General features: G+C 30.8%; 25 protein-coding genes and 1 other RNA gene. 11 read left to right on the top strand and 15 right to left on the bottom strand.

The window, feature by feature from the left end:
* Positions 1-14: 14 nt before the first annotated feature.
* Together AJ881_RS00540 and AJ881_RS00535 are read right to left on the bottom strand one after the other, a co-directional pair.
* Positions 15-716, bottom strand: coding sequence for an SIMPL domain-containing protein (locus AJ881_RS00540; protein WP_070282826.1), 702 nt, complete (start codon positions 714-716; stop codon positions 15-17).
* Positions 703-1,914 (bottom strand): multidrug effflux MFS transporter, encoded by a 1,212-nt coding sequence (locus tag AJ881_RS00535; protein ID WP_070282824.1) that lies wholly within the window; start codon positions 1,912-1,914, stop codon positions 703-705. Before AJ881_RS00535 ends, AJ881_RS00540 begins: the two co-directional genes overlap by 14 nt.
* A 104-nt stretch (positions 1,915-2,018) precedes the next feature.
* Between AJ881_RS00535 and AJ881_RS00530 the strand changes: the two genes are divergently transcribed.
* Positions 2,019-3,368 (top strand): DUF2130 domain-containing protein, encoded by a 1,350-nt coding sequence (locus tag AJ881_RS00530; protein ID WP_070282822.1) that lies wholly within the window; start codon positions 2,019-2,021, stop codon positions 3,366-3,368.
* A gap of 23 nt (positions 3,369-3,391) precedes the next feature.
* Here AJ881_RS00530 and AJ881_RS00525 read toward each other — a convergent pair whose 3' ends face one another.
* From AJ881_RS00525 to typA, 3 genes are all read right to left on the bottom strand, one after another.
* Positions 3,392-4,435 carry a c-type cytochrome gene (locus AJ881_RS00525; protein WP_070282820.1) on the bottom strand — a complete coding sequence of 348 codons (1,044 nt, stop codon included), beginning with the start codon at positions 4,433-4,435 and terminating at the stop codon, positions 3,392-3,394.
* 177 nt (positions 4,436-4,612) lie between these two features.
* The gene (locus tag AJ881_RS00520) at positions 4,613-5,260 is read right to left on the bottom strand and encodes a poly(A) polymerase (RefSeq protein ID WP_070282818.1); all 648 of its coding nucleotides are present in this window, start codon (positions 5,258-5,260) and stop codon (positions 4,613-4,615) included.
* A complete protein-coding gene (gene typA / locus AJ881_RS00515; RefSeq protein WP_070282816.1) occupies positions 5,260-7,068 on the bottom strand; it encodes a translational GTPase TypA in 1,809 nt (602 codons plus the stop codon). Before typA ends, AJ881_RS00520 begins: the two co-directional genes overlap by 1 nt.
* Positions 7,069-7,202: 134 nt before the next feature.
* On the opposite strand from typA, the gene AJ881_RS00510 reads away from it, so the two are divergent.
* Genes AJ881_RS00510 through AJ881_RS00495 form a run of 4 tightly spaced genes read left to right on the top strand, consistent with a single transcriptional unit; the run spans position 7,203 to position 12,028 of the window.
* Positions 7,203-7,526 (top strand): hypothetical protein, encoded by a 324-nt coding sequence (locus AJ881_RS00510; protein ID WP_002868349.1) that lies wholly within the window; start codon positions 7,203-7,205, stop codon positions 7,524-7,526.
* 16 nt (positions 7,527-7,542) lie between these two features.
* Positions 7,543-9,441 carry a flagellar hook-length control protein FliK gene (locus AJ881_RS00505; protein WP_083259458.1) on the top strand — a complete coding sequence of 633 codons (1,899 nt, stop codon included), beginning with the start codon at positions 7,543-7,545 and terminating at the stop codon, positions 9,439-9,441.
* A 58-nt stretch (positions 9,442-9,499) separates the two neighbouring features.
* On the top strand, positions 9,500-10,387 hold the full coding sequence (locus AJ881_RS00500) for a flagellar basal body rod modification protein (RefSeq protein WP_148123004.1): 888 nt from the start codon (positions 9,500-9,502) through the stop codon (positions 10,385-10,387).
* A gap of 3 nt (positions 10,388-10,390) precedes the next feature.
* Positions 10,391-12,028 (top strand): flagellar hook-basal body complex protein, encoded by a 1,638-nt coding sequence (locus AJ881_RS00495; RefSeq protein WP_070282810.1) that lies wholly within the window; start codon positions 10,391-10,393, stop codon positions 12,026-12,028.
* Positions 12,029-12,031: 3 nt separating this feature from the next.
* Here AJ881_RS00495 and AJ881_RS00490 read toward each other — a convergent pair whose 3' ends face one another.
* Positions 12,032-13,903, bottom strand: coding sequence for a flagellar assembly protein A (locus AJ881_RS00490; RefSeq protein WP_070282838.1), 1,872 nt, complete (start codon positions 13,901-13,903; stop codon positions 12,032-12,034).
* A 2-nt stretch (positions 13,904-13,905) separates the two neighbouring features.
* Positions 13,906-14,583: a hemerythrin family protein gene (locus AJ881_RS00485; protein ID WP_002860894.1), complete on the bottom strand. Its 678-nt coding sequence runs from the start codon at positions 14,581-14,583 to the stop codon at positions 13,906-13,908.
* Between the two features lie 191 nt (positions 14,584-14,774).
* Between AJ881_RS00485 and ffs the strand changes: the two genes are divergently transcribed.
* The 4 genes from ffs (at position 14,775) to AJ881_RS09670 (ending at position 16,859) form a co-directional block, all read left to right on the top strand.
* Positions 14,775-14,872: signal recognition particle sRNA small type (gene ffs / locus AJ881_RS00480), an RNA gene on the top strand.
* A 190-nt stretch (positions 14,873-15,062) separates the two neighbouring features.
* A complete protein-coding gene (locus tag AJ881_RS09680) occupies positions 15,063-15,329 on the top strand; it encodes an anion permease (RefSeq protein ID WP_079860565.1) in 267 nt (88 codons plus the stop codon).
* A gap of 20 nt (positions 15,330-15,349) precedes the next feature.
* Positions 15,350-15,784, top strand: a complete 435-nt coding sequence (locus tag AJ881_RS09675; protein WP_070252757.1) for an anion permease — start codon at positions 15,350-15,352, stop codon at positions 15,782-15,784.
* 22 nt (positions 15,785-15,806) lie between these two features.
* Entirely contained in the window at positions 15,807-16,859 is a 1,053-nt protein-coding gene (locus AJ881_RS09670; RefSeq protein ID WP_350308225.1) for a DASS family sodium-coupled anion symporter, read from the top strand.
* A 27-nt stretch (positions 16,860-16,886) separates the two neighbouring features.
* Here the strand turns inward: AJ881_RS09670 and mnmA are convergent, their stop codons facing one another.
* The 4 genes from mnmA to AJ881_RS00445 all read right to left on the bottom strand — a co-directional run bounded on the left by mnmA (position 16,887) and on the right by AJ881_RS00445 (position 20,066).
* A complete protein-coding gene (mnmA, locus tag AJ881_RS00460) occupies positions 16,887-17,903 on the bottom strand; it encodes a tRNA 2-thiouridine(34) synthase MnmA (protein WP_002870919.1) in 1,017 nt (338 codons plus the stop codon).
* Complete coding sequence (locus AJ881_RS00455; RefSeq protein ID WP_002870918.1) at positions 17,903-18,508, bottom strand: TIGR00730 family Rossman fold protein; 606 nt, start codon at positions 18,506-18,508, stop codon at positions 17,903-17,905. The genes mnmA and AJ881_RS00455 overlap by 1 nt, the downstream gene beginning before the upstream one ends.
* A 120-nt stretch (positions 18,509-18,628) precedes the next feature.
* Positions 18,629-19,417: a hypothetical protein gene (locus AJ881_RS00450; protein WP_002858816.1), complete on the bottom strand. Its 789-nt coding sequence runs from the start codon at positions 19,415-19,417 to the stop codon at positions 18,629-18,631.
* A gap of 13 nt (positions 19,418-19,430) precedes the next feature.
* Positions 19,431-20,066: a hypothetical protein gene (locus tag AJ881_RS00445; protein ID WP_186820429.1), complete on the bottom strand. Its 636-nt coding sequence runs from the start codon at positions 20,064-20,066 to the stop codon at positions 19,431-19,433.
* Positions 20,067-20,195: 129 nt separating this feature from the next.
* Here AJ881_RS00445 and AJ881_RS00440 point away from each other — a divergent pair, with 129 nt between their 5' ends.
* On the top strand, positions 20,196-21,050 hold the full coding sequence (locus AJ881_RS00440) for a hypothetical protein (protein ID WP_070282809.1): 855 nt from the start codon (positions 20,196-20,198) through the stop codon (positions 21,048-21,050).
* Positions 21,035-21,634 carry a C39 family peptidase gene (locus tag AJ881_RS00435; protein WP_053872216.1) on the top strand — a complete coding sequence of 200 codons (600 nt, stop codon included), beginning with the start codon at positions 21,035-21,037 and terminating at the stop codon, positions 21,632-21,634. The genes AJ881_RS00440 and AJ881_RS00435 overlap by 16 nt, the downstream gene beginning before the upstream one ends.
* Before the next feature lie 48 nt (positions 21,635-21,682).
* On the opposite strand, the gene fliY is transcribed toward AJ881_RS00435, so the two are convergent.
* The 4 genes from fliY to AJ881_RS00415 are packed head-to-tail and all read right to left on the bottom strand — an operon-like array spanning position 21,683 to position 24,630.
* The gene (fliY, locus tag AJ881_RS00430) at positions 21,683-22,525 is read right to left on the bottom strand and encodes a flagellar motor switch protein FliY (RefSeq protein ID WP_002860902.1); all 843 of its coding nucleotides are present in this window, start codon (positions 22,523-22,525) and stop codon (positions 21,683-21,685) included.
* Positions 22,522-23,601, bottom strand: a complete 1,080-nt coding sequence (gene fliM, locus AJ881_RS00425) for a flagellar motor switch protein FliM (RefSeq protein ID WP_002851710.1) — start codon at positions 23,599-23,601, stop codon at positions 22,522-22,524. The genes fliY and fliM overlap by 4 nt, the downstream gene beginning before the upstream one ends.
* Complete coding sequence (locus tag AJ881_RS00420) at positions 23,601-24,293, bottom strand: RNA polymerase sigma factor FliA (protein ID WP_002871494.1); 693 nt, start codon at positions 24,291-24,293, stop codon at positions 23,601-23,603. The genes fliM and AJ881_RS00420 overlap by 1 nt, the downstream gene beginning before the upstream one ends.
* A complete protein-coding gene (locus AJ881_RS00415) occupies positions 24,274-24,630 on the bottom strand; it encodes a hypothetical protein (protein WP_002854547.1) in 357 nt (118 codons plus the stop codon). Before AJ881_RS00415 ends, AJ881_RS00420 begins: the two co-directional genes overlap by 20 nt.
* Between the last annotated feature and the right edge of the window lie 12 nt (positions 24,631-24,642).

Here is a 24,642-nt window from a genome sequence, read left to right as displayed (position 1 = left end):
TTGAAATTTTATCATCAGTCTTTCAAATAGTATTCTATAGTAGAAACCACTCTTATGGTTTTTATATAAGGGGTGTTTTTATCTCTGTTGCTAATGCTAAATTGCCCTTGAGAAGCCTTTTTTATCTTGCCTAGATGGCTGTTTGAATCTTGTGCGAATTTTATCGCTGCATTTCTAGCATTGAGCGTTGCTTCTTCTATCATTTGAGGTTTTATCTCATTTAGCTTGGTGTAAAGGTATTCTATGTCATAATTATCGATTTTTGTTACTATGCCAAATTTTGCAAGACTTGAAATCTTTTCTAGTATGCTTTTTCCAAGCTTTACGTTTTGCGTATAGATGAGTAAATTCGCAGTGCCTATGTATCGGTATGTAGCTTGAGTGTCGTTGCCATAAGGATCGCTTAAACGATCTATGATGTTTGGCGAGTTGTAGCTGATCTCATCTTCTTTTACACCTTGTTTTTTTAAAAATTTAATGATATTTTCTTTATCTTGTTCTAGTTCTTCGTATAAATTTGTAAGATTGTTATTTGATCTTGTGAATTTTATAGGAAGTATCAAAGTATCTGCTTCGACTTCTTTTTGGCTTAAACCCTTTACACTTACACTTCTTTCAAGTGTTTTAAAATCACTTAAAGCCTTATTAAATCCAAAAGCTAGAATCAAACTTGCCAAAACTATGGCTAAAGCCATAAAGATATTATTTGTTTTCATTTTTTTCCTTTATTTTGATTAGAAAATATATCATATTTGCAACCAATACGCAAGCACACATTACAAAAGCAAGGATTATCGGCGTATTTGCGTTAATAGCCCCAACCACGAAGGAGATAAAACCTGCAAAACCAAATTGCACCGTTCCAAGCACCGCAGAAGCAGTTCCACTATGTTCTTTAAACCTTGCCATGGCTAAAGTCGTGGTATTGGGTGCGATGAAACCAAGCATAGCGATACTTGTAAAAATACTAAGTTCAAAAAGCAAGAAATTTGGATGAAAAAAGGCATTTACAAGTAAAATCACGGTCGATATAAACATTATCATCAAAGCTTTTGCCAAAATTTTTTCGCTTTCGTATTTTAAAACCAATCTCGCATTGATATTTGCACAGATGACAAAACCTAAAGCATTTGCCCCAAAAAGCAAAGCAAATTTTTGCTCACTCAGGCCAAAAAACTGCGTAAAAACAAAGCTTGATCCTGTGATATAAGCAAACATCGCCGCCAAAGCAAAAGAAGCACATAGTATATAAACCAAAAAGCGTTTATCGCTTAAAACAAATTTGTAGCTTTTCATCGCTTCATGATGGGAAAATTTTTTGTTTTTAAGATGAGGTGCGGATTCTTTTAAACCAAAAAGTATCATCAAAAAAAGCAAAATTCCCAAAGCAAACAAAGTCGCAAAAATACTATGCCATGAAAAATACTCTAGCAAAATTCCCCCAAAAGTTGGCGAAAGCATAGGAGCAAGAGAACTAAAAACCATCATCAAAGCAAAAATCCCTGCAGCTTCTTTGATCTCAAACAAGTCATTGACAATAGCCCTTGCGATAACCACACCTGCACAACCCCCAAGTGCTTCAAAAAATCTCAAAGCGATAAAAGCATAAATATCATCAATGATCACACAAAACAAACTAGAAATGATGAAGAAAAATATCCCCACCAAAGCTGGAATTTTACGCCCAAAAATATCACTTAAAGGCCCATATATAAGCTGTCCTAAAGCAAAAGCGATAAAAAAACTTGCAAGGCTAAGTTGGGTTAAAAAAGAGTTGGTTTGAAAACTTTGCTCCACATGAGAAAGTGCAGGCAAATACATATCTGTAGAAAGTGGTGCTATGCTTGACATCAAAGCAAGGATAATGATAAGTTTAAATTTGGCAAAGCCGTGAATTTTGGTGTGTTTTTGCATTTGTAATCCTAATTATTCTAAAAGAATGATTTTAACAAGTCAATCTTAGAATAATCTTTGTTTTTCTATGTTAAATTTAGAGAAAAATTCTAAGGAAATTTTTTATGCAAAATTTAAACCAAAATGAACAAATCAAATGCCCAAGTTGTGGAAGTTTTATCGATATCAGCACTGCTTTATATGCTCAAATTTTAGATAAAGCTAAGCAAGAAATGCTAAAACAAAAAAAAGAATTTGATGATGAGGTAAATGCTAAAAGAGCTGAATACACCAAAGCTTTAAATGATTTAAAAACTCAAAAGATAGAACAAGAAAAACTCATAAGCGAGCAAGTAAGCCAAAAGCTTCTTTTAGAAAAGCAAAAATTTGAACAAGAACTTCTTACACAAAAGCAAAATTTCCAAAAAGAATTCAGCGAGAAATTTAACAAAGAGCATGAAAATGAAATGAAAATCATGCAAGAAGAACTAGAGAAAAAAAGCAAAGAACTTAGCGAGTTTTTAAGCATAAAGGCTGAAAATGAAAGACTTAAAAGAGAACAAAAAGAAAATGAAGAAAGATTGAAATTTCAAGCTAAAGAAGAGGCTTTTAAAGAATTTAAAGAACAAGAAAACAAAAATTTGGAATTTGAAAGAGAAAAAATGCGTCTTGAATTTCAAAAAAGCACTCAAGAGCAAGATCTTAAATACAAAGAGCTAGAAACGAATTTTAAAAGCGTAGCCCAAAAGCTAGAAGACGCACAACGCAGGATAGAACAAGGCTCACAGCAACTCCAAGGCGAAGCAGCCGAACTACTCATAGAAGAATACATACAAAGTGAGTATTTAAGCGATGAAGTAAAAGAAGTGCCAAAGGGCGTAAATGGAGCTGATTGTCTGCATATAGTAAAGGATAATTTTGGAAATATTTGTGGAAGTATTTTGTATGAGAGCAAACGCACTAAAGAATTTAATAAAGAATGGCTGGATAAGCTTAAGCTAGACAGTATAGCCGCAAAAAGTGATATAGCGGTTTTGATCACAAAAACTATGCCAAAAGATAAAGAAAAAACGCATTTTAAAGAAGGAATTTTGATCTGTACTTTTAATGAATTTAAAGGTGTTTTAGCAGTGCTTAGAGAAAGCATTATAAATTCTTATAAACTCAAAAATGCCCTGCAAAACAAAGATGAAAAAAATCACATTTTATACGAATACTTAAATTCTAAGGAATTTAACACGCAAATCACTTTTATACTCAAAACTTATCAAAATATGAAAGAAGAGTTAGAAGCTGAAAAAAGGGCTTTGCAAAATATATGGAAAAAAAGAGAAAGAGCTATAGAAAATCTAAGTTTTAATTCCACTGCCATAGTGAGTTCTTTAAACGCGATATTTAGCGACTTACAAGGTGGAAATTTGATAGGTGAAGAAGGGATTAAAAGTCTTGAAAATTTAGCAAAAGATGAGGATTAATTTTGGGCTAAGCCCAAAATTAATCATTCTCCTGGGAAGTGATTTGGATTTTTCCAAGGTCCGTATTTTACTTTTATGTATTCTTTAGGGTCTAAATTTTGTTGTGGTGAGGCAAAATACTCAGGTTTTAATGATGGGGATTTGCTATAAGCTGTATCAAGTCCTGCACGATTTTCTGTAGTGGTTATAGGCATTCTTACAAAACCTGTATTGACATAAGCTGCTATATCTAGTGCATCTTCATCGCTTAATATAGGATTATCCGCACTCGCACCAAAAGGCATGGCTGATTTTAAAAATCTTGCTAAAAATGGTATCATAGCCATGTGTCCACCATCAGGATAGATAAGTAAAGATGGATATAAATGTCCACTACCTTGTTCGTAATTATCATTTTTTACCCCAAGTCCTCTTTCGCCATGGCAAGCAACACAATTTTCTTCAAAGAGCTTTTTCCCACGCACAGGGTCAGCTGGGCGATTTGGAAAATTCATCTTAGCAAAAAAATCTCCTTCAAGTTTTACGCCGTCTTTGATACCATAAGCTTCTTTTAGCCATTTAAAATAAGCTAAAATTGCTTTCATTTCTTTAGAATCATTAGGAAATTTATGAGAGTCAGTTCCGCCCATTCCGCGAATTCTATCTTCAACAGAGATGATTTTCATCGTTTCTATATCAAGTCTTGGATAATTGTTTAGGACATTTAAAAATGGAATAACATATTTTTTTGTCCCTGGTAAACCATTGCCGTCATTGTCCATGTGACAGGAAATACAGTTTACTTCGTTGCTTGTCTTTTTTAGCTTGCTATAGGGTCCTAGAGTGCTTTCTGTCTTGCTTAAAAGCTTTATGCCATAACGGATTAAATCCCCTTGCTTGCCTTTTGGAACATCATTGATGCTTAAATTTTTATTTGGCCATTCTTGCACAGGTCTTTTAGAAAGTTCCTTAAAATACTCTACTCCTTCCTTGTCGCTTAATTCTTCTCCTACTTTGTAATCACTCACGCTTTTAGCACTAAGACTCAAACTAAGACATAAACCAAGCAATAAAATGTGTTTTTTCATGATTTTCCTCCTTTTTATTTGTAGTTCAAATTGATTTTAATGTATTTTTTCTTAAATATTAAGCATAATAAGAATAATTTAAATAAAATTAAATTTTAAAGTGTTACTAAAAGTAATATATTTTTAAAGCATATAATTAATATTTATTAAAATTTTATGATATTAACTTTATGTTAGTTATTTAAATAGTTTATTTTTTATAGAGTTTAGATTTTCTTCTAGATTTTTGAAATTGTTTTCTAAATCTTTTTTTATATCTATAAAGAAAGGATTGCTTAAAGTAGCGATAAGATAATGATTTTCTTTAGAAAAGATATGATTTAAAGTGAAGTTTTTATCTTTAAGTTTGATATAAATTTGTTCTTCGTTTTCAAAGCTAGGATTTTTGTTTGCACTTAAAATTTCGAGTAAAATTCCGCAAAAAAAGCGTTTGTTTTCGTCCAAAAACTGAATATCGTAAATTTTAAAATCCTTAAATTCAAAGCAGTTTTGACTTTTAAATTCTTTCAAATCCTTTGTAAGTTCTAGTTTTAAAAAGTCTTTTTGGCTTAAACTTTGCTTTTTAAATTTCGCCTCAAAACGACGCAAAAATAAATTTAAAGCGTCAATTTGTAATTCTTTTTGTGCGAGTTTTAGTTTTTTGGCTGTAAAACGAAAGAAAAAAATACCTACAAAAACAGCTAAAATTACTGCAATTAAGGAATCTCTTATAAAAACAAAGGCTAAAAAGCCTACAAGCAAGGCTTCGATAATGCTTAGGAATTTTAAGATCCCTAAGCGTTTAAGTATATAAAGTCTATTATTTTCTAAGCTTTTTAAATCCATTAAGATTTTGCTTTTTCCATTCTTTTTCTTTGAGTTGGATCAAGATAGCGTTTGCGAACACGCACATTTACAGGTGTAACTTCTACAAGTTCATCTTCTTCTATCCACTCTAAAGCTCTTTCAAGACTTAATTTTCTAGGTGGTACAAGCTTGATTGCATCATCGCTTCCACTTGCTCTTACATTGGTAAGATTCTTTCCTTTGATAGGATTAACATCTAAATCATTTGGACGAGAGTGCTCACCTATAATCATACCGGTATAAACTTTAGTTTGAGGCTCTATGAAAAGCACTCCACGCTCTTGAAGGTTAAACAAAGAATACCCTAAAGCTACGCCATTTTCCATAGAAATTAACGCTCCATTGTTACGCTTTTCAACCGCACCACTAAAAGGACGGAATTCTAAAAAACTATGATTCATCACGCCTTCGCCTTTAGTATCGGTTAAAAACTGGCTTCTAAAACCTATAAGTCCGCGTGCTGGAATTTCAAACTCAAGTCTTGTTTGTCCATCGCCTGTTGGTGCCATAGTTTTCATTTCAGCTTTTCTTTTGCCAAGTTTTTCTATTACCGCACCACTAAATTCCTCAGGTACATCGATAACTAAATGTTCAAAAGGTTCTGTTTTAACCCCATCTTCAACCTTTACGATAACTTCAGGTCTTCCCATGCAAAACTCAAAACCTTCACGACGCATATTTTCAGCTAAAATAGTGATTTGAAGTTCACCCCTACCGCTTACTTTAAATTTACCTTCGCCTGTGCTTTCGTATTTCATAGCAATATTAGTTTTCATTTCAGCTTCTAAACGTTCAGCAATTTTATTTGAAGTTACATGTTTTCCTTCAGTTCCTGCCAATGGGCCATCATTTACAGAAAATACTATACTTAAAGTTGGTTCTTCAATGTGTAAAGGATCAAGTGGCATAGGATTGTTTGGATCTACAACGCTATCACCCACATCTAAAGCTTCAAAACCTGCTATAGCTACGATATCTCCACTTCCTGCTTCTTCGATATCCATTTTTTCTAAGCCCATAAAGCCAATGAGTTTTGAAATTCTACCATTTACCTTGGTGCCATCAGCTTTTGCAAGCATTACGCTTTGGTTTTTCTTTATAACCCCATTGAAAATTCTAGCAATGCCTATTTTACCTACGAAATTATCATACCCTAAAGTGAAAACTTGAAGTTGTAAAGGATTATCATTTGTGCCACTTGGTGCTGGAACGCGTTCAAGTATGGTTTTAAAAAGTGGCTCCATATTATCACTTTCATCGTTTAGATCAAGCTTAGCATAACCATTTTTTGCTGCAGCATAAACTATGGCAAAGTCAAGTTGCTCATCGTTTGCATCTAGGGCTACAAAAAGATCAAAAATTTCATTGATCACTCTTTCAGGATCAGCAGCTGGTTTGTCGATTTTGTTGATTACAACTATAGGTTTAAGCCCTAAAGATAAAGCTTTTTTAACAACGAATTTAGTTTGTGGCATAACACCTTCTTGAGCATCTACTAAAAGCAAAACTCCATCAATCATTTTTAAAACGCGTTCTACTTCTCCGCCAAAATCAGCATGCCCTGGAGTATCTATGATGTTGATTTTTGTGCCTTTGTAATTGATCGCTGTGTTTTTTGAAAGTATGGTAATACCGCGTTCTTTTTCTATATCGTTGCTATCCATAACGCGTTCTGAAATTTGTTCTCTTTCGCTAAAGGTGCCTGATTGTTTTAACAATTCATCTACCATAGTGGTTTTACCATGGTCAACGTGAGCTATAACTGCTATATTTCTAATGTTTTCCAAATTTTCTTCTCCAAAGCTAAATTTTTAAAAGCTTAGATTATACAAAAATTTAACTTAAACTACAAAGTATCAAAACTTGGAACACTTCTTGCTTTAAAAACTTATGAAATTAAAATTTTAAAAAGGAAGTTAAAATGTCAAAACCATTAAATGAAGAGATTTTTGTTGAATTTAAAAGCGATCTAGCTGAGAGAAAAAATGAAGTTTTGCTTCAAGTTTTAGAACTTTTAGAAACTTTTAGATCAGATAAAAACGAAAAAATGGCAAGAATTTCAAGCGAGCTTACAGAAATTTTAGAAAATGAAGAAAATTTAGAGAAAATTTTAAATGCTAAAAATTTAGAAGAGCTTTTAAATATCTTAACTGCTTTAAATGAAGATAAGATGATTAAAGTATATGAAGATTCTTATTTGAAAGAAAAATTTCCTAATGTAATGGTAGATAAATTTTTAAAATAATTTTTTTGAAGGAAAAGTGATGTCAAATTTAGCTCCGCAAAATGATGTTTTAAATCTTACGCCGAGTAAAGCTTCTACCACTAGCAGTTCTTTTAGTAAAACCAGTAAAAATAAGGAACATGAAAGTAGTGATAGTAAAAATTCAACTCAAGATGATACAGAGAGTTTTTTAAATTCTTTGCTTAATTCTATCGATGAAACTAATGAATTTTTACCTGATCATATGAAGATCAGTCAAAAAGAAGTTGTTAATGAAGCGATGAATAGACTTCAAAAAGGAGCTTTTGATGAGAGTGATAAGATAAGCATTTTCGAATCTGCTTCTTTTATGCAAATTCTTTCTTTGTTGGATAAACTAAAAACAGATACAGCAGATGTTAAACTAGCAAATCTTTCTACTCAGCTTTCTAGTCTTATTAAAACAGAGGCTAATTTTAATGCTTTAAAGGGTGCATCAAATCTTAGTGAGCTTTTGGACATAGCTAAAGATTTGGGTTTAAATGTAAAAAATATTAAAGTAGATCGTCTTCTTGATCTTAAAGCAACTTTTCCAAATTTAGATAAGGCTGATTTTTTTAAAGGTGCTGTGGATAATGTTTTTAAAGAAATCATCAATAATAAAATTTCCAATGTGAGTAAAAATTTAAATCACAATTTACAAAATACAACTCATACTACAAGTACTCATTCTACGCAAAAAACAAATTCTAAAGATAGCGGTTCTTTACTTTCTCAAACTTTAAAAAATTTAGATTCTATACTTTCATCTAAAGAGAATAAACATGAAAAAAATAATAAAGTTAAATCAAAAATAGAAGAAGATGCCACAGATGCTAAAAATACTTTAAAAAATATCAAAAATGATGAGTTTGCAAAAAATTTAACAGAAGAGTTAAATATAAAAGATAAAAAAAACCAAGATAATTTAAATAAAGATAACAATCTTAAAGATTTGATTAAAGATAGTACAAAACAAGATAAAAATTTAAACAAAGAGTTAAAAGACAATGCAAGCACTCAGGAGCTTACAAATCTTAAAGATTTAAATAAAGAAAACAAAGATTTTAATAAAGAGTTAAATAAAAATCAAGAAAAAAACAATTTAAATCAAGAGAATATACAAGATCAGAATAAAAATTTAAAGAACAATAATCAAAATTTAAATCTTGATAAAAATTCAAATAAAGAAATTGTCAAAGATGTTCAGAATTTAGTTTCAAATTTAACACAAAAAGATTTTAGTTTAAATAAAGAGCTTAAAAACAACGACAAAGAAAATAAAGATATAAAACAGAATTTCTTTGATCAAAAATTAAATTTTGAAAATTTAAATAAAACTCAAGTAGTTCAAAACAAAGAGAATAATGCAAATTTTAATAACAATACTAATAAAGAAACTTTTACTCAAGAACAAACAAAAATAACGCATAGTGAAAATGTAGATAAAAATAGTTTAGATGAGCTAAATTCTTTAGTCAAAGATTTAAATAAAGTAACGCAAAATAATGCTCGCAATATCACTCCTAAAGAGACTTTGCAGCATTTTTCACAAGATTTGAAAGAGGCTGTAGATCAATATAAAGCACCTATTACTAAGCTCAGTATCACTCTAAATCCTAATAATCTTGGAGAAGTTGAAGTAACTTTGATACAAAGAGGTAATAACCTTCATATTAATTTCAACTCTAATACTAATGCAATGAATTTATTTATCCAAAATCAAACCGAGTTTAAAAATTCTCTTGTAAATATGGGATTTACTGGACTTGAAATGAATTTTAGCGATCAAGGAAAAAGAGAGCAAAATCAAAATCAAGGAAAAAATCGTAGTGGATATGGTTTTAAAGATGCTTTAGATGGAAAAAATGAAAGTGAAAAAGTCAATCTAGAGCTTGTTTTAGCGAAGTATTTCTAAGTTGGAACACTTATTGCTTTTAATTAAAAAAGACTGAATGTAAAAAAAGGATTTTATCATGGCAACAACAAATTGGAATAGTAATCTTAACTGGACAAATACTGCTAATACTAACCAAACAAGCAACAAGGATACGAAAGTGGATAATTCATCTAGTAGCAATAGCTCCGGTGTGGTTAGTAACCCTAATGCAACTCTTGATAAAGATGCATTTTTAAAACTTCTTTTGATTGAGCTTCAGCATCAAGATCCAACAGATCCTATGGATAGTGATAAAATGCTTACACAAACCTCACAGCTTAGTGCGCTTGAAATGCAACAAAATACCAATACAACTATGCAAAAAATGGTTGAAACTATGCAAAAACTTTCCAATTCTTTTAGTACGAGTATGAGTACTTCAGCTTTGGGGGCTATTGGTAAAATGGCAACTGTTTTAGATAATAAAATCAAACTTACAGGCGCAGATGAGCTTATTGCTCTTAAAATGTATTTACCTGAAGATTCTGATGAAAATGGTGTTACGCTAGAAATTTATGATAGTAATAATAAACTTGTTTTCAGTGAAAAAAGCGATGCTAAATCCATTTCTCAAGGTCTATTTACTATGGAGTGGCCAGGAAGAAATAATGATGGGGTTTATGCAGGTGATGGTGAGTACACTGTTAAAATGGTTTATAACAATAAAAATGGCGAAAAAATCACTGCAAATTATGGTACATATCCTATAGAGGGTATTGTATTTAAAGATGGACAAGCTATAGCTAAAATGGCCGGAAAAGAAGTGCCTTTTGATCAAATTAAAGAAATAACAGATTATAAGCTTAGCTCATCTTCATCTACTGGAGAAAGTGGTTCAAGCGGAGACTCAAATAGTGGTTCAAGTGATGGAGATTCTTCTGGGTCTGGATCTACAGAAGATGGCGACAAAGAAGAAAAGGCATAAGCTATGATGAATTCATTTTATAATGGAATTTCTGGAGTTAAAACAAATAGTTTTGGTATTGATATTTATGCAAATAATATAGCTAATGTTAATACTACAGGTTTTAAGTATTCTGATGCTCAATTTAAGGATATTTTTTATACTACCATAACAACTCAATCAACCAACCCAGCTCAAGGTGGATATGGCTCAGGATCAGCTTCTTCTAATGTGGTTTTTGAACAGGGTTCTCCTGTTGCAAGTGATGGCGAATTTGATGTGGCTTTGCAAGGAAAAGGATTTTTTGGGGTTTTAGGGGCGGATGGCAATGCTTACTATACTAGAAATGGATCGTTTAAAAGAGATGCAAATGGATATTTGGTAGATTCTTATGGAAATTTTGTTTTAGGAACAATGAACCCTGCTTTTACCGGTATCAACTATAGCGATAGGGTTGCGGGGCTTATGGGGGATTATCTTAACACAGGAACTCCGGTAAATAATGGTTTTACCGTAAATTCAAATAATTCTTTCAGTATAGGCACAACTGCTTCTCAAGGGGCTATTAAAGTACCTGTGAATATGTATTTACCTCCTCAAGTAACTCAAAATGTAAAATGGAGTGGAAGTTTAAATACTAACACAACAACAGAAGTAGTTAAAGTAGATCTTGATCCTGGTAAATTTAACATTACAAAAACCGAAGATGGAAAATATGTAGTTAGCGGTAGTGTTAGCAAAGAAGATGTGTTTAGTGCTAAAGTGGGTGATAGGATCATTTTAAATTTCACTGACGATAATGGCGTAAAAAAAAGCTTTGAAGCAACTTTAGATGAAAATCTTAATTTTAAAAGCAATGAGCTTGATTTAAAAGGATTGGATGAAAATAGCATCAAGCTTGATACAGCTCAAATTTCAACAGAACAACAAAAAGCCAATAAAGATATTTTAGAATCCCCTATTTATAATGCAGATGGAAGTAAAAGTACTTTAAGGGTTACACTTGAAAGAGTTTTGCCGCAAGAAGGCGATAATATACAATATAAAGCCATTGCCCAAATTTATGATTCTAATGGCAATGCCGTAGGCAATCCAACTGAAGGAAATATGGTTTTTGATAAAAATGGTGCTTTGCTTCAAAACAATATTACAAGCATTGCAAACCCAAATGGCGGAACAATTAATATTGATTTAGGCTCTCCTTATGATGCTAATAAACCTGGTTCGGGTTATAGTGGGATTTATATTAAAGAAGGCGTTGAAAAAAATGTAGTTACACAGCAAGATGGTGTAGCCGAAGGATTTTTTAAACAATATGATATATCTGATGATGGAAGTATTGTAGCGCAATTTAGCAATGGTAAAAATGCTATAGTTGGAAAGCTTGCTTTATATAATTTTATCAATGAGCAAGGATTGGCTGCTATGGGAGATAATATTTTTGCAGCAACGGCAAATAGCGGTGATGCAAGTTTTATTATGAAAAATGGACAGATTGTTAATACAGCTAAATTCAAAGGTGGTTTTTTAGAGCAATCTAATGTTGATTTAAGTGTAGAGCTTTCAAATCTTATAGTAACTCAAAAAGCCTTTGATGCAAGCTCAAAAAGCATTACCACAAGCGATCAAATGATACAAAAAGCTATTAATATGAAAAGATAATTTTTAGGAATTATCTTTTTCTAATTTTTCAAAAATAATTTTAACTTCTTCTATATCGCTTTCACTGTAATCCTGACTTGATTTAATATAGCTTGCTTGTTGTCCTTTTTCAAGGTATAAAACTTTTTCATAATCTTTTAAATTTATTTGATGCTTTAGTTCAAGCTCGGTGTTTGTTTTAGGATAAAATTTTAAAAAATTATCCTCTCCGATATTTTCGGCTTTTATGTATATTTTTACATTATAAACCATTTCATTTAAGAAATTTAATTTCGCATCAATTTGATATTTTAATTTTATAAGTTTTTTATACGAAATGCTAAGATGATTGTATTTTTTTATGATATCGTGATAAAGATTTGAAAATTTCATTTCTATGGCGCTAGGATTTTTAGTCTTTTGAAGTTTGATGATTTTGATTTGATTTTTGATTAGATAATCATAATAATTTTGCATTTTGCTTATGGTGTCATCAAGCTTACTTTTTATTTTAAGGCTTAGATTTTTAAGATTTTCGCATTCTGTATCTGAGTTGTTTTCAATAGAAACTAGTGGCGAAACTACGATATTGTTTTTAAATTTTATATTGTTTGTTATGATTAGATTTTTTCTTGGATATAAAGTATTATCTGTTAGTAAATTGCAAATATAAATATTTTCTGCTTCTATTTTTCCGCCCATGCAGTTTTCAACAAATACATTTTTGGCTATAACTATCCCGTTTTCTAAATTTTTTATATATACAGTATCAGCTTGCAAAGTTCCTTTGTGTGTTGTAATAAAAATATCTTGTGCAAAAATTTCGCTTTTTGCATGAGTTAGGCCTTTGATGCTGATATTTCTTCCATAAAGTTTTGTCGCTCCAATGCTTCCATTTACTTTTATGTCTGAAGCTTGAACATTTACAATACCTGATTTAACAGCATCATCATTTATATCGAAATTAGTGATTTCTAAGTTTATATTTTCATCAGTATTTGTTTTGATTGAACCAGTTGTTTTAAGTCCTACTTGTGATAATTTTAAATTATTTGTAACGCTATATCCTGATCGGTCTTTATTTAAAAATCCATAATTTGCACTAAAATATTTAATTCTATCTTCTAGTTCTTCTGTATAAATGCTTTCGTCTTTTATGATAAAAGGATTATCAAAAAAAGCTATTGGATTTAAATGAAGGATTTCTCCTCTTAAATTTCTACCTTCTTTGCCAAGAATTCTATAAATATATTCAAAAAGTAGCTCATTTTTTTCAATAGGTTTACAGTAGCTTCCTTCATCATAGCTAATATTTTCGTCAAAACATTCTTCGTTAACATCTCTATGATAAATAATTTCATCGCTTTTATGTTCAATCTTATCTACACCTTTGGCAATTTCAAGCTCTATTTCTTTAATAGATGGATTTTTTTGTATTGATAAGATAAAATCATCAATCTTGTCAAATAAATTTTTATCAAGTCTTAAGATTAAAAATTTTTGCTTGATCATTACTTTATAAATATTTTGCAAAATGTCAAATTTTAAATTTGGATAGTATTTAAAATTATCCAAAAAATTAATATTGACCTTAAGATAAGTTAAACTAGGATTAGATTTAAGCTTAACCACGAAACAATTTTTTTGTGTTTTTGGATAAATTTCTATAAGAAATTTTTGCACCATGGTATTGTAATTTTTTACAAAAAAATCATCCGCATAAAATAAGTCAAAATCCTTTCTTTCATAAGTTTTTGTTTTTGCTGGTTTTATATTAGAACACAGAAGTTTAAAATCTATAATTCTAAAATCAAGAATTTGATCTGTGCTGGCTTGTTCATATTTTAAACTTTCAAAAGGATTGAAAGTTTCTAAAGTTTTTATTTCATAGCTCATCATTACACTCCTATGTTTTCGAGGATATGATTTAACATTTCATAATTTTGATTTAAATCAATATGATCTAAATGCACTAAAATTTGTCCACATTTTTCACATTTTAAAGTATTTTCTTTGCTAACAAGTTCTTCGTGTATGGTTTGTGGAACTGCATGAGTACGCAAATAACAGTTGCAAATATAATCATAGGTTTTTTCAGTCTTTAAATCTTGCCTAATTGATTTTAATTTTATGTATTGCTCTAGATTATAATGAATCTCTTGAAGATGTAGAGCTTTTTTTGTGAAGTTAGCTATCCATAAATCTTCAATAGCAAAATGATCTAAAATCCAATCTTTGGTCAATGTTGAAAGTTCAAATGACATTTTAACAATATCATTTGAGTGTTCTAAAAGTTCTTTAGTCTTTTTTAATAATATTTGATGAGATTTTCTATGTTCTTCAATCAAAGGAAAATCAATGCTTTCCATAAATTTTTCTTCATCTTTGAAATGAATTTTTACATATTGGAATAACTTTGTAAGAATTTGTTTTAAATCATTTTTGTGTTGCACATCATTATCTTGAATTTTTAAAGCTAAATCGTTTGCAATTTCAGCAATTTCAAAAATTAGTTCGTGTTGTTTATCTAATTGTATGTTTTTAATGCTAAAATCTTTACTCCATTTGATTTCCATGATTTTTCTTTAAAAATTTTATATAATATATCTATATAATCGTATTTCCTTGAAAAAAACAATAATTTTGCAAATTAAATTTAAAAATTTATATAAAATATAACCAATTTGTTACATATTTATACATTTTTATATTTAGTTTTTATAGCTCAACACTTTTTAAGTATATTATGATATAATTTCTTTGCCTTTTCTTAGACCTGTGCAATGCTATTTTTAAGCACCGCTTCAGGGTGGGAACACAGCAGAGCACTTGATTTTAGTGTGTGCCGCAGTTATCTGGGGAAGGGTTTTCTTCATTTAAAATTCCCTATTTATTTTTCAATTAGACTAGCTTCTTTATAACGTAAAAAATTATGTATGTTTGTAACAATAAATTAAAAATTTATTTAAAAATTGTAATTTTAATATTTATTAAAATATTAGTTAATTAAAATTTAAGCATTGTAAATTACATTACCAATATCAAAGGATAAATAATGAACAGAAGTAAAATTCCCTTGTTGGCGCTGTGTATTTTAATTGCAGCTGTGTTTTGGCTTATGCCTACTCCTGTAGGTTTGGAAGATAATTCTTGGCATTTTCTTGGGCTTTTTATTGCTGTGATTATGGCGGTGATTTTGCAAGTAATGCCTTTGGGGGCTGTTTGTATGATAGCTATTGCCATAATAGCTCTTAGTGGCATTACCACTGCCCAAAGTTCTGTGCGTGCTACACATAAAAAACTCTTGAGGGAATTGTTTTAAGAGATAATTCTAATACAACTATGGATGAGGCAGTTGAAGCCACTATTTTGCAGGCTTTAATCAATGCTAATATAAGTAGAAATTTAAAAGCAAAAGTTAATGAAATTTTAAAATCAAGCACAGATATAAATTACCAGATTGAAAATCTAAGTAAAATTTACACCAAGGCTACTTCAAAAACTTCTACGCAACAACTTATTGATGAGACTAAAATTTCAGCTTTAAATACTTTAGCACTTGATTTTTTATCTCAAAAGAGTATAGATGAAAAAGTAAATACTGCTATATCAAATTTAAAATCTAAAACAGGTATAAAAGATGCTTTAAGTGGTTTTTCAAATTCTCTTATTTGGCTTATAGTGATTTCTATTATTGTGGCTCGTGGAGTTATTAAAACAGGACTTGGAGAGCGTTTAGCTTATCATTTTATCAGTATTTTTGGTAAAAAACCTTAGGTATTGCTTATTCTATAGCTTTTTGCGAAACCATTTTAGCTCCAGTTACTCCTTCAAATACTGCAAGAGCAGGGGCTATCATAAATCCTATAGTTCAACTATTGCAAGAAGTTTTAAATCTACTCCTGAAGATGGAACGCAAAATAAAATAGGCACTTATCTTTCTTTGGTAAATTATCAAGCTAATCCTATTTCATCAGCTATGTTTATCACAGCTACAGCTCCAAATCCTTTGGTGGTTGATCTTATAGCACAAGCTACAAATTTAGAAGTGCGTTTAACTTGGGGGCAATGGGCTTTAGGGATGTTTTTACCTGGTATAGCTGCTATGCTTTTGATGCCTTTGGTGCTTTATTTTCTCTCTCCACCAGAAATTAAATCCACGCTTAATGCTTCCACTTTTGCTAAAGATAAATTGAAAGAACTTGGAAAAATGAAAAATAGTGAAAAAATAATGCTCAGTGTTTTTGTCTCGCTTTTACTTTTATGGGCTGGAACTTTGGGCTTGTTTTTTGGAATTTCTCTTGATGCGACTAGCGTGGCTTTGCTTGGGTTGTCTTTGGTGTTAATTAGTGGAGTTTTAACTTTTGGGGAAGTTTTGGCTGAAAAAGCTGCTTGGAATACTTTAGTATGGTTTTCGGCTCTTGTAATGATGGCAACTTTACTTGGCAAACTTGGTGTTACTCAGTTTTTAGCTGAAGTTTTAGGTGAATTTGCTTCTGCTATGGGACTTGGGGAAATTTCTATTATGATATTTTTAAGCCTTGCTTTTTTATATACGCACTATTTCTTTGCTTCCACTACAGCTCATATATCAGCAATGTTTTTTGTTTTTTATAGTGCAGGGCTTGCCTTAGGAGCACCACTACTTCTTTATGCTTTTATTATGATAGCTTCAGGTAATGTTATGATGGCATTAACTCACTATGCAACAGGAACAGCTCCTGTTATTTTTGGAACAGGCTATGTAACTCTTAAAAAATGGTGGAGTATAGGTTTTGTGATTTCCATAGTTGATATAGTAGTGATGATAGCTGTTGGGCTTTTTTGGTGGAAAATTTTAGGATTTTGTTAATAATTTCTAGGAATTAATTCCTAGAAATTATTCTATAAAACCGCTTGCTATGACTTTATCATGATCATAAAAGACTGCCATTTGTCCGCTAGCAAGTCCATAAACAGGATCTTTTAGAGTGATTTTTGCGCTTTTATCTTCATAAATTTCTACCTTACAAGGTGTAGATTTTGAACGATAGCGGATTTTTACTTCGCAATCAAGCTCTTTAGTGTCTATAAAAAGATTGATATTTTTTAGCTTAAATTCACTAATTTTAAGTTCTTCTTTGGTTCCTACGATGATTTGATTTTGCTTAGGATTGATTTTTAAAACAAAATGTGGCTCATGTGCTCCACGCACTTCAAAGCCTCTTCTTTTGCCTATGGTATAGTGCATATAGCCCTCATGTTTGCCTACTACTTTTCCACTACTATCTAATACTTCTCCAGGAATTTTTGTATCCATAAACTGATCTAAAACTTGCACATAAGTATCTTCAACAAAGCAAATTTCAGAACTTTCCTTTTGAGTGGCAAAAGATTTTAAAACCTCTATAGTGGAAGCAAATTTTTTCACATCTTCTTTTTTCATTTCGCCTAGCGGAAAAATAAGATATTTTAAAGCTTCTTTATCTGCACTAGCCAAAAAATAGCTTTGATCCTTGCTTTCATCTACTGCGGTTTTTATTAAGTTGTTTTCAAGTCTTGCATAATGCCCTGTGGCAAGTTTTTCACAACCTAAACTTTTAGCAAATTCTAAAAGTTTTCCAAGTTTGATAAAACGGTTGCATAAAGCACAAGGATTTGGTGTTTTACCCTCTTTATAAGTATCCACAAAAGGCATATAAACTTTGTTTTTAAAATCTTCTTGTAAGTCTAAAATATGATAAGGAATTTGCAAAAAGTTTGCAACTTTTTCTACTTTTTTGATATTTTCTTCGTGATAATTTGGTTTGCCATGAAGTTTCATATAACAACCTATAACTTCATGACCTAAATTTTTAAGTTTATAAGCAGTGACTGTACTATCAACTCCACCGCTCATAGCGACTAGAATTTTCATTAAATTTCCTTTAAAGTATTAATTATAAAATTCAAGTCGTCAGTGATTTTATACTTTAACTCATCTCCTTTAGAAATCACTTCAAGTTTGAGCAAAGAATTTCTGACGAACTCATCAAAACCTCGCCAAAATTCACTCCCAAACAAAATAATAGGAACATCTTTTTTAAATTCTAATTGTTTTAATGTAAGAATTTCACACAATTCATCAAGTGTTCCAAAGCCGCCTGGGAAGATCACAAAAGCTAGACTCTTTTCAATAAGAGCCATTTTGCGTATGGCTAAGCTCTCAAAAGTAATATTATATTCTACAAAATCATTAAGTTTTTGCTCGTGAGGTAAAAATATATTAAACCCTACAGAACTCATTGAATTTGTATTATTTTTTTGTGAAAAAGCACCTTCGTTGGCTGCACGCATAATGCCTCCTCCTCCACCACTTATCACACAAAAACCATTTTGAACACATTTTTGTGCCAAAATTTTAGCCTGCTGATAATAAAAATTATCTTCTTTAAGTCTTGCTGAACCAAAAAAAGTTACGGCATTTTTTAGGTTTGGTATGTTAGCAAATTTTTCTAAATCTTGGCTTATTTTTTCATTCATTTTTCAACCTTTAGTTAAAATAAATTCCATTCTAGCTAAAAATTTATAATAAGTTCTTTATTATATAAGTTTTAATAGGTTTATTTTATTAAGATTAGGAATTTAAAGACTTTTAAATCCTTAAGCCTTAATATCTATACTTTTTGGTGTAGAATTTAAAGAAAGGATTTTATTAAATTCTCCTGCATCATCATCACTAAATTTCATACCAAAAAGAAGTTCTAATTCTTTACTAGTGCTAAATTTACCTTCTAATAGTTTTTTTACAAGTTCGTTTCTTGTGCTATCATCTTTGTAAGTTTCTTTGTTTTTACTTTCGCCTTGAATGGCTTTGAAGGGTTTTTCACTTTGTTGAGTGATAATTTCATCATCACTAGAAAGCAACATTTTATCACCCATAGCCATTTCGTATTCTTTCACAAATTCATCGTGTCTTTGCTTAAAATCTATGTATTTAGTTTTAAACTCATTTAAGCTTAAATCTTTACTTATAAGTGCGTCAAATTCTTTATAAAATTCATCGGCTTTTTTGATGATGTCGTAGCCCAAATGAAACATCTTAGAATAAGAAACAAAAAAACCTAACATCATTTTCTCCGTAGTTGGGTCCCATTTTGTATAAGCAGGATTAAAATCTTTTAAAGGGGATTTTTCTATTTTATTGGGGTCTTTTAAAGCATTTGACTTCATAAAGTTGTTAAATTCTTGCATATCTTTTTTGCTAATACTTTCATCAAGTCCGAATATTTTAGGATTATACTCAAATTTTTTTCCACGATAAGGCAAAGCACCTTCTCCTGTTATAACGGCTACTCCGTGTTTGTTGATTTTAAAATCAATATTTTTATCTTGTTTAAAATTTGAAGTGTTATAATCATAGTTTAAATTTGAGTTTAGACTATTTATCATTAGTTTTTCCTCTTTACTTGATAGAATACCCACCAAGATATCTTTCTAAAAAGTCTTTATAGTTTGAACTGATTTCCTTAACTACTCTGTAATTATTCAAAACAGGACTTGATTTTACTCTATACCAAGAACCTGATTGTTCGTTGATTACAGCCACTCCATAAGAAAAATACACAAATCTTTTCCCTAAATTAGAAATACCAATATTTCTTTTCACAGTATATCCAAGAAAGTTACGATAAGGGTCATCGCCCACTATACTCATAGTTTCCCAAAGTCTTTTTTGATTGATATAGGAATGCTTACCATTAACCAAACAATTTGTAGTTTCTATACCGCACATTCCACCAAATCGAACAAGTCCTTCTCTATTCCAATAATATTGATCTCCGTTACTATCTTGAAATAAAGTTAATTCCAAATTCCAATCAGGTTTGGCAAAGGCTATAACTTCATTATCACTAAGTCGTTTTAAATAGGTTATATACCCACCCTTAATTTGTTTCATCTCATCTAAATTAAGAGCTTTAACCCCTTGAGAATTATCACTTAAAGCACCATTACTAACTTTAGCTAAAAAATCCCCAGCAAAAGCAGAACTAGCTAACAAAGAACCTAAAATCAATGAACTTGCTAATTTTTTAAGCATAATTTCTCCTTATTTAATTATTTTACTCTTTATTTGAATAATATCACAAATTATATATTAAAATCAAATTTTTTTATTTGGAACATTCATTGCTTTTAAAAAAATTTGAAAATATTTAGAAAGGCAACAATGAAAAAGATTTGTTTAGCATTTATGGTTTTAGTTAATTGTGTTTTTGCTAGTGATGAACTAAATATAGACAGTTTATTTAAAAAGCAAATAGGCTTAAGAAGCATTACAAGCTTTTCTTTGCTTAGCATAGGAAATGCAAACTCGTATTCTCTTTATCCTAATATAACAATAGGCGGAGATCCTACAATTTGGAATGATACAAAGCAGGTGTTTTTAACTCAAACTTTCATTTATACCATAACACCTAAGTTTGACATACTTATTTCAGGGGGCGGAAGTTATGCAAGACAAGAATATACAAACTTTTTTACAAATGAGTATTCTAGTAAAAACAGAATAGGTTTTGATAGTTTATGGCTAGGTTTTATTTATACAGGCGATAGCATTGCAGATTTAATTCCACAAATTACCTTTCAAACTGCAGTCGTTCAAAGAGAAAAAGCAATCAATCAAACCAAAAACTTTTATCTAAAATCACAAAGCTTACAAGCTAGTTTAAGGGGATATAGCGATCCTGTGGTTTATAGTATTTATACAGGATTTGGTTATAATCAATCAAGAAAATTTAAAACCCTTAAAATAGAGTATGGAAATAGTATTTATGTGGGTGGGGATTTATCTATTATTCTAAGTCCTAAAATTACTTTAGATTTAGGAGCAGAGCAAAGATTTCAAATGAAACAAAAAATCAATGGCTATCAAAATTCTGAAGTGCGTTCTATTCCAACTTTAAGTTTAGGTTCTACTTATAGCATTAATTTAGATACCGCAGTTTCTGTTAATGCTAGTTTTGGAGGAAGCTCTGCTTCTCCTGATAGCATATTTGGGATAAGCTTATGGAAAAAATTCTAAAAATTTTATTATTTTTACCCATTCTTGCTTTGAGTGCAAAAGCCGAATGGGTAGTTAAGTCTTATCAAGAAATTAAAAACGAAAGAGTAATAAGACAAACTTATGAGCAATCTTGTGGGGCTTCATCTTTAGCAACTTTACTTAATATACTTGATGATCAAAAAAAGTTTGATGAACTTGAACTTTTAAAGATTATGAGCGGACAAGAACTTTATACGGATATGGTAAGCTTTGCAGATTTAAGCGATGCAGTTAAAAAACTGGGCTTTCAAAGCAATTCATATCAAATCAATAGAGAAAACTTGGATAAACTTGTAAATATTCCAATGCTTGTAAAAATTGAAGATGATCCACGCTTTCCACATTTTGTTATAATTATCAATCATAAAGGAAATTATTTGCAAATACTTGATCCAAGCCATGGAGAATATATAAGTTCTAAAAGTCAATTTTTTAGTATTTGGGATAGATATAATAAAGGTGGTTATGCTTTAATTGTTGCTCCTAAAAAAGAGCTAAAACCTTTTAAGTTAAATACTCCAAAATCTTTACATTTTGATTTCAGCCCTTTTAGTTTGTTTTAGTTTTAATTCGTTTATATTTATTATTCTTAATTTGTAGGCTAAAACTTTTTATCTTAGTTGTTCTAATCTTTCTTTTTTAGAACCAATTTCTGTAATTTGAACGCCGAAGTTACCATCGACAATTACTACCTCGCCATAAGCAATTCTTTTATCTCCGATTAAAATTTCAAGCGGATCGTTTGCAAGTTGATTAAGCTCCACAACTGAACCTATATCCATAGTTAAAACATCTTTTAAAAGCATTTTTTTATTGCCTATACGCACACGCACAGGCAAACGAACATCCATGATAAGATTGATATTTTTAAGTTCTTCGCTAAGCATTATCGCTTTTTCTTCAGCGTTGTGATTAGAATCGGTGCTTGTATTTCCTGTTTCAGCAGGTTTCCCGCTTAGGATGTTGTGAAGTGTTTGATCCATGGCTAAAGAAACTTGTTCTTCTAAATCGCCTATTTTTACATCATATAAAAATAATTTTTTAAAATCTTTAAAATCTACGCTTTCAGGCACAAATTCACAAGATTCTATACTAAAATCCATTTTTGGAATGTCTTTTTGAGCTCCTAAAGTTGTAGAAAATGCTGAAATGATATTTTGGATGGCTTCTTTAGCTGCATCCATTTCATCAGGACCTAGTTTATCGTTTTTGGTGATCTCTTCTTCGCCCATCATCCATTCACCAATAGCACTCATTAAAACAGCACCGGCTAAAATTCCTATTTTTCCACCATTTGCTATATCAAATATAGCATACACTAAAGGTGCTTTTAAAGTATCACTTGCATTGACATCAAATTCTTTATATTCGCTAAATTCAGCACTTTTTCCTGTTAAACCTTCAATGGTGCTGATGCATTCATTTGTAAACATTTTTAAAAAATCATTGATCATATTTCTTCATCCTCCTCTTCAGGCTCATCATAAACACTAGCTTTAGCTTTACGTTCTTCTTCGTATTTTTCCAAAATTTCTTTGATTTCATCTTTATCTGTGCGTATGAGTTCTAAAATTTTAATAGATTTTCTAAAACGATGCAATCCAATTTGTGCTAAGAAAACATCTTTTTTATCGATGCTTACTATAGCTTTATCATCTGCTTCTCTATCAAGCCTTAAAATATCGCCTTGTTTAAGTTCTAAAAATTCATGAACATTAATTAAGGTTTTTCCTAAAATTGCCTCATATACCACTTCAGCACGACCGATTAAAGTTTTAAGTTCTTTGTTACGTGATTTTTTGGCTGAGGTTTCACCCATCATAATATCGCGGTTTGCTAAACGGCTTAATATACTTTCTAAATGTACTACAGGATAGCAGATATTTACCATACCGCTTGAATTTCCTATGATGATTTCCATTACCACCATGATAACAATCTCATTTTGAGATACGATTTGCACAACATTTGGACTTGATTCTTTAGCTTCAATACTAGGATAAATTTCAGTTACAGTAGCCCAGCTTTCTTTAAGTCTTTGCATAATGATACGCAAAATAGAATCAAGCAAATTAAGCTCAATATCCGTAAGCTCACGCGAAGCTTCATAGCTATCACCTTGACCACCTAAAAGCCTGTCTATCATAGGAAAAGCTATGCTTGGATTGATTTCTAAAACACAGTTTCCATCTAAAGGTTTGATAGAAAAAACGTTAAAACTTGTTGGGCTTGGCAAAGACATTAAAAACTCTCCATAAGTCATTTGATCGACTGAATGAAGTTTAGTTTCAACAATACTTCTCATCATCGATGAAATTTGAGAGGCTAAATTTCTTGCTAATTTATCATGTATGCCTTTAATCGTCCTAAGTTGTTCTTTTGAAACTCTGTTTGGACGCTTAAAATCGTATACAACGATATTTCTTTCATCTTTTTCATCTTTTGAATTTGAGGCTATGGGTGTGTCGGTGTTATCATCGACAACTTCAAGCAGGGCATCAATTTCTTCTTGGGAAAGTATTTCAGCCATTACATTAGCCTTTCTCTAAGTTTTTTAAGAAGTTTTTTGTGAATTTGTGAAATTCTACTTTCACTGATTTGTAAAATTTCACTGATTTCTTTTAGGCTTAATTCTTCATAATAATAAAGCTGAATGATTAACTGATCGCGCTCTTTAAGATCATCTAGCACTTCGTGAATTTTTTCTAAAAGTTCTTCTTTTTCAATTTTTTCTAAAGTATTGTCTTCGTTGTAAAGTTCGATTTGCTCATCGATGGGCAGGGTATAGCTAATAGCATGAGCTGTTCTTACTTCTTTGATTTTTTCTACATCCAAATCAAGTTTTTTGGCTAGATATTCATCATCAGGTTCGCATTCATGCTCAAGGAAATATTCATCCATGATTACATCAATATCTTTAATAATTTTGCGATTATTGCGACTCATTACATCAAGACTTCTAAGATAATCAAGCATAGAGCCATTAACTCTTTTTCTTGCAAAACCCCAGAAGTTATCATTTTGTTCTTTATCGTAACGGCGTGAAAGCTTTATCATTTCTTCAACGCCTATGCTAATAAGATCATTAACATCTATGCTTGAAGGCAAGCGTTCTTTTAGTCTAAAAGCCATAGCACGCAGAGCTGGCATGTAAGAAAGCACAAGCTCATCTTGCTCTTTCTTTAGCATTTGTGCATAAGCTTTAGGCGGCTCTTTTAGCATTTCTTCGTCTTTCTTTGGATTCATTTTTCTTTAGCTCTTCTCTTTCTTCATTGAGCTTTTCTAAAATTATATCCATTTTCTTTTCACGAATAACTAAATCGTTGATAATATTATTGCTAGTTTTTTCATAATCGTGTTTATTAAAGATTCTACCGCTAATTTTCTTTACATCTATAAAATTCATAATGGCAATATGAACAAAAACATAAAACATAAAAGTAATAAAACAAGTAAAAATCAGTATATCAAAGGCTTCATCTATACTAATAATGCTAAATGCAAGTCCTATAAAAAATCCACAAACAGTAAAAAATGCTACGTAATTTTCTGGCCTCATAATCTCTTCTCT

It is taken from the genome of Campylobacter sp. BCW_6460 (assembly GCF_001762705.1).
GTDB lineage: Bacteria > Campylobacterota > Campylobacteria > Campylobacterales > Campylobacteraceae > Campylobacter_D > Campylobacter_D jejuni.
Note: the sequence above shows the minus strand (reverse complement) of the source record. Positions and strands in the feature narration are given on the sequence as shown.